This window comes from Psychroserpens luteolus, assembly GCF_021032705.1.
In the GTDB taxonomy this organism is placed as follows: domain Bacteria; phylum Bacteroidota; class Bacteroidia; order Flavobacteriales; family Flavobacteriaceae; genus Psychroserpens; species Psychroserpens luteolus.
In genome coordinates this window covers 67,313-80,643 of record NZ_JAHVXI010000005.1, presented here as the reverse complement: position 1 = coordinate 80,643, position 13,331 = coordinate 67,313, and the positions used below count along the sequence as shown (strand labels likewise).

At 34.3% G+C, this 13,331-nt stretch carries 12 protein-coding genes; 5 read left to right on the top strand and 7 right to left on the bottom strand.

The genetic code is table 11. The features are described 5' to 3' along the window. Nucleotides 1-37: 37 nt before the first annotated feature. From KWG70_RS13020 to KWG70_RS13000, 5 genes are all read right to left on the bottom strand, one after another. On the bottom strand, nt 38-892 hold the full coding sequence (locus KWG70_RS13020) for an alpha/beta fold hydrolase (protein WP_230936478.1): 855 nt from the start codon (nt 890-892) through the stop codon (nt 38-40). A 13-nt stretch (nt 893-905) separates the two neighbouring features. Then, nucleotides 906-1,178, bottom strand: a complete 273-nt coding sequence (locus tag KWG70_RS13015; RefSeq protein ID WP_230936477.1) for a glutaredoxin family protein — start codon at nt 1,176-1,178, stop codon at nt 906-908. A gap of 12 nt (nt 1,179-1,190) precedes the next feature. Continuing rightward, nucleotides 1,191-1,742 (bottom strand): peptide-methionine (S)-S-oxide reductase MsrA, encoded by a 552-nt coding sequence (msrA, locus tag KWG70_RS13010; RefSeq protein WP_230936476.1) that lies wholly within the window; start codon nt 1,740-1,742, stop codon nt 1,191-1,193. Next, on the bottom strand, nt 1,742-2,203 hold the full coding sequence (gene msrB, locus KWG70_RS13005; RefSeq protein WP_230936475.1) for a peptide-methionine (R)-S-oxide reductase MsrB: 462 nt from the start codon (nt 2,201-2,203) through the stop codon (nt 1,742-1,744). Before msrB ends, msrA begins: the two co-directional genes overlap by 1 nt. A 134-nt stretch (nt 2,204-2,337) precedes the next feature. Then, nucleotides 2,338-2,568 (bottom strand): hypothetical protein, encoded by a 231-nt coding sequence (locus KWG70_RS13000; protein WP_230936474.1) that lies wholly within the window; start codon nt 2,566-2,568, stop codon nt 2,338-2,340. Nucleotides 2,569-2,697: 129 nt separating this feature from the next. Here KWG70_RS13000 and KWG70_RS12995 point away from each other — a divergent pair, with 129 nt between their 5' ends. The 4 genes from KWG70_RS12995 to KWG70_RS12980 all read left to right on the top strand — a co-directional run bounded on the left by KWG70_RS12995 (nt 2,698) and on the right by KWG70_RS12980 (nt 11,517). After that, a complete protein-coding gene (locus tag KWG70_RS12995; RefSeq protein WP_230936473.1) occupies nt 2,698-5,019 on the top strand; it encodes a transglycosylase domain-containing protein in 2,322 nt (773 codons plus the stop codon). Between the two features lie 156 nt (nt 5,020-5,175). Continuing rightward, nucleotides 5,176-7,086, top strand: a complete 1,911-nt coding sequence (locus tag KWG70_RS12990) for a helix-turn-helix transcriptional regulator (RefSeq protein WP_230936472.1) — start codon at nt 5,176-5,178, stop codon at nt 7,084-7,086. Between the two features lie 226 nt (nt 7,087-7,312). After that, nucleotides 7,313-10,597 (top strand): CSLREA domain-containing protein, encoded by a 3,285-nt coding sequence (locus KWG70_RS12985; protein ID WP_230936471.1) that lies wholly within the window; start codon nt 7,313-7,315, stop codon nt 10,595-10,597. Nucleotides 10,598-10,680: 83 nt separating this feature from the next. Next, complete coding sequence (locus tag KWG70_RS12980) at nt 10,681-11,517, top strand: T9SS type A sorting domain-containing protein (RefSeq protein ID WP_230936470.1); 837 nt, start codon at nt 10,681-10,683, stop codon at nt 11,515-11,517. A 445-nt stretch (nt 11,518-11,962) separates the two neighbouring features. Here the strand turns inward: KWG70_RS12980 and KWG70_RS12975 are convergent, their stop codons facing one another. Further along, on the bottom strand, nt 11,963-12,403 hold the full coding sequence (locus KWG70_RS12975; protein ID WP_230936469.1) for a nucleoside deaminase: 441 nt from the start codon (nt 12,401-12,403) through the stop codon (nt 11,963-11,965). A gap of 47 nt (nt 12,404-12,450) precedes the next feature. Beyond that, the gene (locus tag KWG70_RS12970; protein ID WP_230936468.1) at nt 12,451-12,603 is read right to left on the bottom strand and encodes a hypothetical protein; all 153 of its coding nucleotides are present in this window, start codon (nt 12,601-12,603) and stop codon (nt 12,451-12,453) included. A 36-nt stretch (nt 12,604-12,639) separates the two neighbouring features. Here KWG70_RS12970 and KWG70_RS12965 point away from each other — a divergent pair, with 36 nt between their 5' ends. Beyond that, nucleotides 12,640-12,861: a hypothetical protein gene (locus KWG70_RS12965; RefSeq protein ID WP_230936467.1), complete on the top strand. Its 222-nt coding sequence runs from the start codon at nt 12,640-12,642 to the stop codon at nt 12,859-12,861. Nucleotides 12,862-13,331: the final 470 nt, after the last annotated feature.

The window sequence follows — 13,331 nt, the reverse complement described above, 5'->3', positions numbered from 1 at the left end:
AATTCTTTAGTTTATCAGTGTTAGAGTGCAACCTTTCTTAATTTGATGCTTGAATGAATTGATGTGTCAAGTTAATTATTTTTTCAGGGATTTCCTCCTGTATAAAATGTTTTCCTTCGATGACATGAATGTTCTTTGTTTTGATGTTCAAAGCTCGCTTTATCTGATCTTGTTGAGGTTCCCATTTTAAAAACTCATCATGCTTACCCCAAATAACTAGAACTTGTTGTTCTAATGTTGGAAGTAAACTAGAGTAATCAGGTAAATTATGACAGGTTTTAGAGAAGAAGTAATACATGCCTTTAATTTTTCCTTGTAGCAGAGGCATCTTATAACCTTCAATATCATCTTTGGAGAGATTGTTTTCTAATAAGCCAGATTTGAAAAGTCCTTTCATCAACATAGTATTAGTGAGCCTGTAACTGTATAGATTCATAACAAACTTAGTTAGGAAATTATTTCCAAAACGCATTGGAGGAGTAAAGCCAGGTTTTAAAATGATTGTATTTAAAATAATAAGTTGTTTAATAGATTTTGGCTGCTGTTTTAAAAGTTCCCAGGTCCACAAGCCACCAGCATCATGAAACATATGTGTCCATTTGTTGATGCTTAAATGTTCCATCAGTTTTGAAAGCCGTTCAGCTTGGAACTTTTCGTGATATTTTTCATAACCCTTTGGTGAATCACTAGATCCATAACCAAACATGTCAGGCACAATAACACGATACCCTTTTTGTACTAATTCTGGAAATATATGTCGATATAACCAACCAGAGGTTGGTACACCATGAAGCAATAGTATGGGTGCGCCATGACCTTCATCAATATAAGCGATGCGACCTTCTGGTAATTCTAAAAATTGCTGTTTAGCTTTAAATTCAGTATAGGTCATAATCGTTTTTGGTTTAGTCTTTCAGAATTAATTTGTTAAGCCATTTTTCAAGATCTTCTTTACGAGGATTACGTAGTTTTTTAGAACCAATTGTTAGTGTTGGAAAGTTAAGTTTTCTGTTTAAATAAAGACCACGCAATTCTTCTGCGTGGTCTTTATTGGTTTCTACATCCAAAAAATCATATGGGAGGCCAGTTTCGTTAAGGAAACTTAAATAAAACTGTGTTTTATGGCATCGTTTTGCACCATAGAGTTTTATGGATGGAATAGACTCTTTCGTGTTCAATATAGTTTCAATTTATGTCACACGTGTTTTTAGCTTATCTGCATGTAATTGTCTCAATTTTGCCAACTTAGGTGTAATAACAAAACTACAGTAACCTTGTGTTTGGTTGTTTGCATAGTAATTTTGATGTACAGCTTCTGCTTCAAAGAATTCACCTAAAGGGCTAATCTCAGTAACAATAGGCATTTCATAGTAAGGTGTCATTTCCTTGATGACAACTTCTGCAATTTCTTTTTGTTTATCGTTATGATAGAAAATTACAGAACGATATTGTGATCCAACATCTGCGCCTTGACGGTTTAAGGTTGTTGGGTCATGGCTTGTCATGAAAATCACTAGTAAATCCTCATATGAAATTATATTTGGGTCAAAAGTGACTTGAACAACTTCGGCATGACCTGTTAAACCTGAGCATACCTCTCTGTAAGTTGGTTTCCCAGGAACAGTTCCGCCACTATAACCAGACACCACTTTTTCGATACCTTTTACTTCGTTGTAAACAGCTTCAATACACCAAAAGCATCCTGCTCCAACAGTAAGTTTTTCTAAGTTTTTATTTGCCATTAGTTTGTCTCCTCTACTTTGGAATCTAATTGCATAGATTCAGAATTAATACAATAACGCAATCCGCTTGGTTCTGGTCCATCAGGAAATACATGTCCTAAATGTCCATCGCAAGTATTACACATCACTTCTACGCGAACCATACCAAAAGAGGCATCTTTTTCATACTTGATTGCATTTGGCTTGATAGGTTGTGTAAAACTAGGCCATCCCGAACCAGATTCGAATTTAATAGTCGAATCAAACAAAGGTGTGTCACAACATATACAATTGTACTGACCTTCATCATAAATGCTACATAACGCTCCGCTATGAGGTCGTTCGGTACCTTTTTGACGTGTAATTCTAAATTGTTCTGGAGTTAATTGTTGACGCCATTCGGCATCTGTTTTTTCCACTCTTCGGTCAGGCGTTGGATTTCCTTTTACAGCGAAGTTGATGACTTCTTTCCAAGTTAACATAACTATTTGTCCTTTCTGTTTTTAATTAATATGATATAATTAACTTATTGTGTTAGTCGAAATTTAAATGGGTTTCTTACAAATTTAAGCTTAATTCAATGAGTTAAAGAATCTAATTTGGTTTGAGGCTTGAATTAGAAAAAATCTTTATAAATGGCTGCAATTATTGTCATCACAAATGGGAGTATTATAATAAGTAATAACCAAATTAATTTTGCAGTATTTTTTCTTATGATGATAAGATTTTCATTTTGCATTTTTTGATGGAACAATAATTCCTTTAAAGTTTCAGTTTTATTAAGTTCTGAATAAGATTCTTCAAATTGTTTCCTTTTAAAGGCTAATGTTGAATTAGGATCGTACATGTGTTGAATATTTTGAGTAATGATTAAAAATAAAGAATTAAACTGACTAGAATAAATAATTCATTTTTAAAACATCGATTCCATTATTTCGTTCGTATATAGTACATAACCTTATATAAAACTCTATTTATGAAATTTACTTTAAAGTCTGTGTGGCTTAAACGACTTTTTAAAGCAGTAGTCACAGGCTTTTCGTTACTAGTGTTGTTTTGGCTTTCGATTTACGTTGGACTATGGGGAAAACTACCAACTAAAGATGACTTAAAGGGTATTAAGCAAGCTGAGGCATCTCTGCTTTTGGATGCCGAAAGCGAGCTACTAGGTAAGTATTTCATTTTTGATAGACAAGTTGTGCCTTATGAGGACCTACCCAAGCATTTGGTTGATGCTTTAGTTGCTACTGAAGATGCACGTTTTTATGAACACGATGGTGTTGATTATACAAGCCTGATGCGTGTGTTTTTTAAGTCTATTTTGATGCAAAATAATTCGTCTGGAGGCGGAAGTACTATTAGTCAGCAGTTGGTTAAAAATATCTATGGAAGACAAGATCATGGTTGGTTTTCAATGCCAGTGAATAAGGTTAAGGAAATGATTGTTGCTAAGCGTTTTGAAGACTTATATTCGAAACAGGAGATTATCGCCTTGTATTTAAATACAGTACCATTTAGTGAGAATGTCTTTGGAATAGAAAGTGCATCTCAACGGTTTTTTAATACCAAAACAAAAGATCTTAATTTGGCCCAATCTGCTACACTCATAGGCGCACTTAAGGCAACACATAGCTTTAATCCAAGATTGTTTCCAGAACGAAGCCAGTTGCGACGTGATGTCGTATTACAGCAAATGGAAAAATATGGTTTTATCGATGAGGTCACTCAAAAGGAGACCAGTGATATGCCCTTAAAAACAGATTACAGAAAGTTTGATCATACAGACGGAGTAGCTCCATACTTTCGAGAAAAAATACGGTTAGAGGTAAAGAGCCTATTAGATAGTGTAAACAAGGCTGATGATACTAAATATGATTTGTATAAAGATGGCTTAAAAATTCACACGACGCTAGATATTGATATGCAACGCTATGCAGAAACCGCGATGCAACAGCATATGAAAGCCTTACAGTCTCAATTTGAAAAGGCATATGGCAAGAATGCGCCATGGCTTAAAAACAAATCATTAGTTAACAAACGTATTAAAGACTTAGACCTTTATAAAGCCTTAAAGAAGAAAAAGTGGAGCGACAAAGCCATCATGGACAGTTTAAATGCTAAAGGCAAATTTAGTTTGTTTTCATGGGAAGGAGATATAGTAAGAGAAGCTTCGGTAATTGATAGCTTGACCCATACCATGAAATTTTTAAATACAGGTTTTGTAGCTGTCGATCCAAGTTCGGGAGCAATAAAAGCTTATGTAGGAGGAATAGATTTTGAGCATTTTAAATTTGACCATGTCTCAGCTTCAAAGCGACAAGTAGGTTCAACATTTAAACCCATTGTTTACACCACGGCTTTAGAGAAAGGGATAGAGCCATGTAGTTATTATTCAGTTAAAGAGGTGACCTATACCAATCAAAAAGGATGGACGCCTACTAATGGAGGTAAAGAAGAAAATGACAGACATCTTAATTATTCCCTAGAAAAGGCAATGAGTCAATCTATTAATACAATTGCTGTAAAGGTATTGGAAGATGTTGGTATAGTCCCAGTGATTGAGCAAGCTCAAAAAATGGGGATTACTTCTGCGCTTCCAGAAGTGCCATCATTAGCTTTAGGTACTGCCCAATTATCGATGCTAGAACTTATAGGTGCTTATACAAGCTATGTTAATCAAGGGAAGGTGTCCAAACCATTTTATATTACTAAAATCACTGATAGATCTGGAACTGTTATTTATGAGCGTTCTAAAGCAAAAGTAATGCCCGAAGCATTTTCAAAAGAGACAAGGCAAACCATGATAGAGATGATGAAATCTACCATCAATACAGGTACGGCAAAGCGAATGCGCTCTCAATACGGACTCAAGAATGATCTCGCAGGAAAAACAGGGACAACACAAAACAATAAAGACGGTTGGTTTGTTGGTATAAGTCCTAAATTAGTCATGTTATCCTGGGTTGGGAATGATGATCATCGTATTGGTTTTAGTCATACATCTGTTGGTCAAGGAGCCAATTCTGCTTTGCCAATTACAGCTTTGTTTTTAAAGCAAATGAATAAAGACAAACAATTTAATTATATCACTCAAGCTAAATTTGAAGCACCATCTCAAGACGTTAAAGATGCATTGGCATGTGAAGAAGAAAAACGAGATGGCTTTTTAAAACGCCTCTTTAAGAAAGACAGAAAAGAGCGTGAATTTGAAATCGATTCTGAAGACGAAAAGACGAAAAAAAAGAAAGGTTTATTTGGGTTTTTGAGGAAAAAAGACAAAAAAGAAACCAATCAATAGGTGTGTATATTTAATTTTAAAAACCTTTATAAGTGTTGTCTTTATTGATGTAATTTACTGCAGTGTCTTTTTTGTAACCCTTTTGTAACCCTGTGCAATTAATTAAACAAAAACTGTTTTTATACATTTATACTATAAATGTATACCCCCTTTAAAATGAAACGTTTTTTCATAGGCTTCTTTTTTGTGCTATTATGCCAATCTTTTTTTGCTCAAACAAATAGCAATGATCTTACCAAAGAATCTTTAGACCAAAAGGTTAAAGAACTAAAGCAAAAAATTGAATCCTCTACAGAAGGAAAACGACTTAAATTGTTAGATAGTCTTTCAAGGCTTGTCAATAATAAAACAAAATATAGTTTCGATTCTATTGCTAAAATAACTATAGATTATGCTTACCAGTTGGATTCAATCAATATGGCATTGAGACACACTTCCAGCCTTATGTTTTATTATGCTAATAGAGCTTCTAATGCACAAGCTGGAGTGAAAGTTTTTGAGGATTTTAAAGCAAGAAAAACAAACAGTAAAGATTATGATCTTTTAGGGCGGCTTTATACAAATGCTGCAGATAGTTATTATTTTTCAGGAAAAACAAATGAGTCTCTGGATTTATATAATGCAGCCGAAAAATTTTCTCTTAAAGCCAATGATTCTATATCCTACGCTTTAGCACGATCGTACAAATCTGGAGTTTACGACGTGACCGGAGATTACGCTACAGCATCTAAACTACTTTTAGAAACATCACAAATATTTGTTAGAGCTAAGGATACGTCTAATTTATTATGGACTAGAAATCAATTAGCGACTTTATACACTAAAATAGGTTTTACAGAAGAAGCGAAAAAGGAAAGAGACAAAACTATTGCTATTGCTCGTCATAGACATGACCACTTATCATTGATTCCAAATCTATTTAATGCAGCTTTAGAGCAAAACTTTCAAGGGAATCAAATCGCGAGAATTAGTTATTTAAAGGAAGCCTATGAACATGTTACAGAGCCTGATTATGATTTGCCAAATAAACCAATCATATTTTACGGACTTTTAAATGCTTATGCTGTAACTGATAGTCTAAGTAAAGCCACGTATTTTTTTGATAAAATACAAAACAGTTTTGCAAAACAAGACCCAATACCTAATGAATCTCATTACAGAACAGCTTTGTCAGACTATTACATTGCAACTAAAGAATTTAATAAGGCGCTAGACGAAGGATATTGGGTGTTGAATTATCACAAAAGAATAGGAAATGTTTGGGGTAAATACCATATGGATGAAAGGTTGTCAAAAATTTATAAGGCTTTAGGCAATATTGAAAAATCTCATACGCACTATGTAGATTTTGTTACGGTAAGAGACTCTATCAATAGTGTTAAAAGAGCGAATGCCTTATCGTATTACCAAACGCTTTATGAAACTGAACGACAAGAATCTGAAATTCAACAACAACAGGCCGAAATAGCTCAACAAGAATCTGAAATTGAAATCTTAGATGAGCAAAACAAAATCAAACAACAATGGATGCTTTTTGGTGGAATTAGCATTTTAGTGGTATTCATCTTTTTTTATGTGCGTTATAAGCAAAGATTAAAACTAAAAGTTTTAGAGAATGAACTGTTGAGTTCTGAAATAGAACATAAGCAAAAAGATCTAAAGCATTTGGCATTAGATATAACAAATAATAAAGAATGGGCATTAACCTTATCAGAACAATTGGAAAGAGTTAAAGCCTCTACGGGGAAAAAAAGATCAAAAGAGTTGATTAATCTGGAAACAGAAATTAAAAATAAAATCTGGGTAGACGAGAGTACAGAAGATTTTCATAATAAGATAGAAACTTTAAGTAGTTCGTTTTATGAAAAATTAAGAAGTAATTATCCCGATCTAACAAAAACCGAAATTAGATTGTGTTCATTAATCAGGATGAAAATGGACACAAAACAAATAGCTATTCTTCAAAATATCAATCCGTCATCAGTTAAAATGAGTCGTAATCGATTACGTAAAAAGCTAAACCTTACACCAGGAGAGGATTTATATGCATTTTTATTGTCCTATTAAAATATGTCAAAAAACTCAGTATTTATAAGGGTTAGGTCTTTTTTTACGAAGCTTTTGTAACCCTTTTGTAACCCTGTACTTCTTTCATGTAACCCTTTTGTAAGCCTTTAATTTTCGTTTAAAGGAGGTGTCTTCATATAATTTTATCAAAAAATTAAACACCCCTTTAATTATGAAAAACCTTACTCTAATTTATTCATTGAATAACACATTAAAATCTAAGATTATGAATTCCCTTTTTACCAATCGACTAATAATCGTTGGCGTCACTTTTATGCTTTCATTCTATCAGGTACAAGCACAAACAACATTTACAGTTACCAAAGTAGAAGACACTAATGACGGTGTTTGTGATAGCGATTGTTCTTTAAGAGAAGCATTACAAGTAGCTTATCAAACTAACGGTGACAATATTATAGCATTTTCATCCTTATTTGATTCACCACAAACCATAACATTAACACTTGGCCAACTAGAAATAGGTCCACCATCTGGAGGCCAAGGAGGAGATTACATCATTAATGGTCCAGGTCAAGATTTGCTTACTATTGATGGCAACAATGCATCAAGAGTATTCTATGCTGGTTTTGGTCATATAGATGTTGAGATTAATAATTTAACTATTGCTAATGGAAAACCTGATCAGCCAGGAACTGAAAATGACAGCCAACCTTATCCACAATGGGGTGGTGGTATCATGAAATTAGGTGGAGATCCGGGGTCTTATTGTCGATTGGTTAATGTCACCATTGAAAATTGCCAGGCCCTTAGAGGAGGAGCGATCTCTTCTTATGGAGGTAATATGTATCTCGATGGTGTAACTCTTAGAAATAATCATTCTGATGGATACGGTTCGGCAATCGAAGAGGAAGGAAGGGTTTTCGAGATCAAGAATTCTGCAATCTATGGCAATACAGGAAGTTCGCCCATACGCATGCATGCTAATATTGCAGATGTTGATTTTAAAATGGAAAATTCGACCATTAGTGGAAATACTACACCAAGTGGCGCTTCGGCGATTGAATTTATTACCAACGGAGGGCGAACGCAAATACATAATATAAACAGTAATACGATTACCAACAATACATCAGATAGTGATGGTCTAGCTGGTGCTGCAATTACTTTTGGAGGAACAGGTGCAATCGACGGAACTATAAATAATTCTATTGTTTCAGGGAACTTGGCAAACGGCTCACCTTCAGATATTGGTTCAGATTTGTTTGATGCTGATAGTGATTATAATCTTATTGGAACAGGTGCTACTCAAATTAGCGGACCAAATAATATTCTAAATATCAATGACCCATTGTTGGCTCCTTTAGCCGATAATGGAGGCAATACACTTAGCCATACACCTTATGGGAACAGTCCCGTATTAAATGAAGGATTTACGAGTCTCACTATCGATCAAATAGGTAATGCCAGAGGTGTTTTTGGCACGTCCGATATTGGTTCTATTGAGCTCCAATCTGTAGGGAGTTATGTAGTGACTAAAACTGAAGATACCAACGATGGCGTTTGTGATGGAGACTGTTCGTTAAGAGAAGCATTTATAGCGGCTAATAACGATCCAGGAACAGATGTTATTGAATTTTCATCATTATTTAATTCGCCTCAAACCATTACAGTAAGAGCACCAGAATATCAAGATCCAAATAATACATCGTCTCCCGTGCTTTTTGGTCAGATGGAAGTTGGCGCAGCTGGTGGATTTGGAGGATCCTTGATTATTCAAGGACCTGGGCAGGATCTATTGACCATTGATGGAAACAATGCCTCGAGAGTATTCTACAATGGCTTTGCGCATCTGAATTTAAGTATAAGCGATTTGACCATCGCCAATGGTGATTCTGCAACTATCCAAGGTCCGTATACTACCTATGGTGGTGGTATCCTGTTATTGGGAACTAATACAACGACTTTGAACAACGTGACAATTGCGTCTTGTACTTCAGCTAATGGTGGCGCTATTTCCTCATGGACAGGAACTATAAACTTAGATGGTGTTACGCTAAGAGATAATACAGCCAGTTATGGCGCTGCTGTAGAGAGCGAAGCAGGAACATTAAATATCAATAATTCAGCAGTCTATAACAATTCAGGAGCAGAGGCACTTAAGGTATGGGCTTCAAATTCATCCTCAGGTCAAACCTTTATCATAAATAACTCAACTATTAGTGGAAATACCGCCCCAAGTGGAGGCTCTGCTATAGAAACAAGAACTAATACAGGGCGTACTACCACGATGACTATCACGAATAGTACCATAACTAATAATACAAGCGAAGGAGCAGGAAATTCAGCAGCAATAAGTCACCAAGGAACTCTCAATTCTACAACGTGGACAGTTCATAATTCTATTATTTCCGGGAATACAGGCAGTGGTGTGGCAGCAGATATTGCAGTTAATGATCTTGAAACAGGGAGTAGCTATAATATTATAGGTGCCGGAACTGGTATAACAGATGACACAGATAATAACATAATAGGAGTAAACGACCCATTATTGTTGCCATTGGCAGATAATGGCGGAAATACCATGAGCCATTTGTTTTATAATACTAGTCCAGCTTATAATAATGGAAACTCTTCAGAGTCTACAGACCAAATAGGAAATCTAAGAAATCAGGATGGTGCCTATGATATTGGAGCTATAGAATTTACGGCACCTCTTTTTCGAGGTCGTGTGTTTTTGCAAGGTGCTGCTCTTGATCGAAGAACAAATCAAGATGAAGAGAACTTGATGCGTGATGATTTGAGAGCATCCGATTTAATTCCAACAACTAGCCCTTATTCAGATGGTCTAACTTGTGATAGTAGTGTTTTTGCAGCTGTTGATGATGAGAGCATTGTCGATTGGATTTGGGTAGAGTTTAGAGATAAAGATGATAACACGATCCAAGTTCATGGGCAATCTGCATTACTAAACCGCAGTGGTTTTATCTTAGGTGTTGATGGACAAAATAATTTGAGACCTTCGGTGTTGAGTGGAGATTATTACATCGTAATAAAACATCGAAATCATTTAGGGATAATGACGGCTTCTCCTGTCACAATAAACGATAATACGACTTTGGTTGATTTTGCAGATGCCAATAATGACATTACCTACGGTACAAATGCTCAGTCTACATTTGGTATGCCTGAAGATATTGCAAGTATGTGGGCTGGCGATGCTAATAATGATGGTATCGTTCAATATTCTGGAGGTATTCCAGATAACCCTAGCATATTATCTTTTGCATTGAATGATTCTGGCAACTTTTTGAATTTACCTACACATTCGGTTAATGAATATTCAAAGAACGATATCAATATGAATGGAATCATTCAATATGCAGGAAGTGATTCAGAATTACCATTCATTTTACAAAATGTAATTGGTTTTCCAGGAAACTTTCTAGGATTGAGTACCTGGCCAATTGTCGAACAATTACCAGAAAATTTTGCTAGTGAATTGGGACGCTACCTGGAACAACGAAATGAATTTGAAGCCTCTAAAAATTAAACCCAATGATACCTGATTCAATATATAAACAAGGAAAAATAAAAATAGTTATAAGTAAGATGAACCTTTTTAAATCAATTATTATGAAAATATCTACCCCTTTAAGCATCATGACCACTTTTATAATTTGTCTTTTGTCATACAATGGCAATACACAAAACTATAATTTCACTTTAATTCAGAACAGTAATTATAATTTTACCGTTGCCGCAGTATCTCAATTCGATTCTGGAAGTTTTCAACCAATAACACAATCTTATGGTTTTGTATTAGTTGTACCAGATGGCGTTACTATAACAATAGATCAAGTGATGCCTTCTGGTACTAATGAAACTATAACTGCTATACCAGGAGCTAATGTAACTCCATTGGATTCGAGCATGTCAGACAAAGATTTGTTTTTAATTACAGCAGATACTGCTGGTGCTACCTTTAATGCGCATTCTAATTTTGTAGTCATTCCGTTAGTAACATTGACGGTTAATGGAAGTCCCACCTCAGGAGAGATTAGAATTTTAAGTAACAGTTCAGATTTAGCAAGTCATCCCGCTATTAATGGTTCATTAGATGCCTTTTTACAAGTTGATATTACTGATGATAGTATTGTAAATTTTAGTAATGAATTTGATACACTTACGGGTATTGAGGCTTATAGTTTTGACACACTTTCAGTAGAAACTGTAACAGAAGATTTAAATATTTCGTTATATCCAAATCCTGCAAGAAATGAAATAAAAATTATAACAAATGACATTGTTATTGATCAAGTAGAAATCTATAATGTCAACGGACAAAGGATTATGTTAATTGAAAATCAATTCGAAAAGGTAGATATAAGTCAGTTACGATCAGCATTGTATTTTGTAAAGTTGCGCAGTATGGAAGGGAACTACAAAACGATTAAACTTTTAAAACAATAAAAATTTAACACAAGTACAAATGTTTAAGTCCCCAAATTCCCCTTTAAGAAGTAGAATTAATTAATAGCCAAAGTAGCTTTTTTGATTAAAAGGGGCAAAAGGTTACTTAGTAAAGCCTCCTTATTTTAATGTAGGGAGGTTTTAATCATACTTTTAATGTTAGCGTCATTATGAAAAAACTTAACCTCAAACATTACAAAATAGAAATATTCTTAGTCTTTTTTTATGGATCAATTGTATTAGGCATATACATGTCTAATTAAAACTAGATTACTATTTAGTTAGTTGTATGTCCTTATATTTCTTCGAAGGATTTTTACAATGAACCCATAGCAGAGGGAAGACTATGGGTTCTTTTTTGTATAGTGAGGTTTAATTAATTATAAATCTTTCATTCTAAACTTGAAAGTTAAGTATGTAGACTTAGAATACATCTATATAGAAGTTAAACACCAATATCTTCATTCCAGAGTTCTGGACGATTTTCGATGAAGTCAGTCATCATTGCAATACATTCTTCATCGTTTAGTACAACAACCTCGACGCCATTGGCTTTTAAATGGTCTTCAGCGCCTAAAAAGGTTGTATTCTCGCCAATAATTACTTTTGGGATACCATAGAGTAAAATGGCACCAGTACACATAGGGCACGGAGAAAGTGTCGTGTACAGCACCGATTCTCTATAGACTGATGCTGGTTGCCGACCTGCATTTTCTAAAGCATCCATTTCACCATGTAACACAACACTACCATCTTGAACCCTTTTATTATGTCCTTGCCCTAAAATGTTGCCATTATGAATGAGGACACTTCCAATAGGTATACCACCTTCTTGTAATCCTTTTTTTGCTTCGGAAATAGCTATTTTTAAAAATTCGTCTTGCATACACACACGTTTAATAGGTTTAGAATTGAAGGGATAAGATAGTAAATTTAGAGTTCAAACATCATAAAATCCTGGACTGTTAAGTCAATATCGCTTCGTATTAGAAAAACTTTTGCGGCTTCATGATGTTGGTCATTTTTTAAAGCATAATCATAAGCTAAATTTGTGACTGAGTTTATAAATGCAGCTATAATTGACATATCGACATTTTAAAACTAAAAAAATATATGTTAAATATGAAAAGCGAGCATCCAAATATTACACTATTAAAACGATTTAATCCAGCAAATCCAAATACTTTAACCGAAGTGTTAGACGACAATTTCGTTTGGCATTATATAAACCCAGAGCTGAAGGAGTTAGAGGGCGATTATTATGGTCTTTCTGGTTTGACAGAGTTTTTTAATACATTGGCTGGTCGTACAAATAGATCTTCTGAAGAAATATTTAGAAATTGAAAAAGATAGGCATGAAAATCAATTACACGTTAAATGGAAATTATTGGGTTTAGATGAAGAATTTCAAACACCAGCTATGATTTTACAACTAGTGGTTGAGAATAGTCTAAAACATGGCTTTAAAAACTTAAATCGTGTGTTAAATATTGAGATTGAAGTCAATTTTCAAAAAAAACAGTGACGATCAAAAAAGATGGAAATCCATTGGGTGAAAAAGTGAATAAAGGCATTGGTTTAAAAATAATTACACAACGACTAAAGTATTATTTTCCAAACACTAGTTGTTTTAGTATTTATCAAGACAATGAATGGGTTGTTAATAGGCTAAGCTTTAAATAGAGCTCTATTTATAGCACTTCCAAGATTAACGGTATATTAATTCTGGATATTTAAATTATATTCTTAAATCTTACATCAATTTTAAAGTTAGACATTATTTTTTTATACAAAAAAGATGAATCTTATAAAAT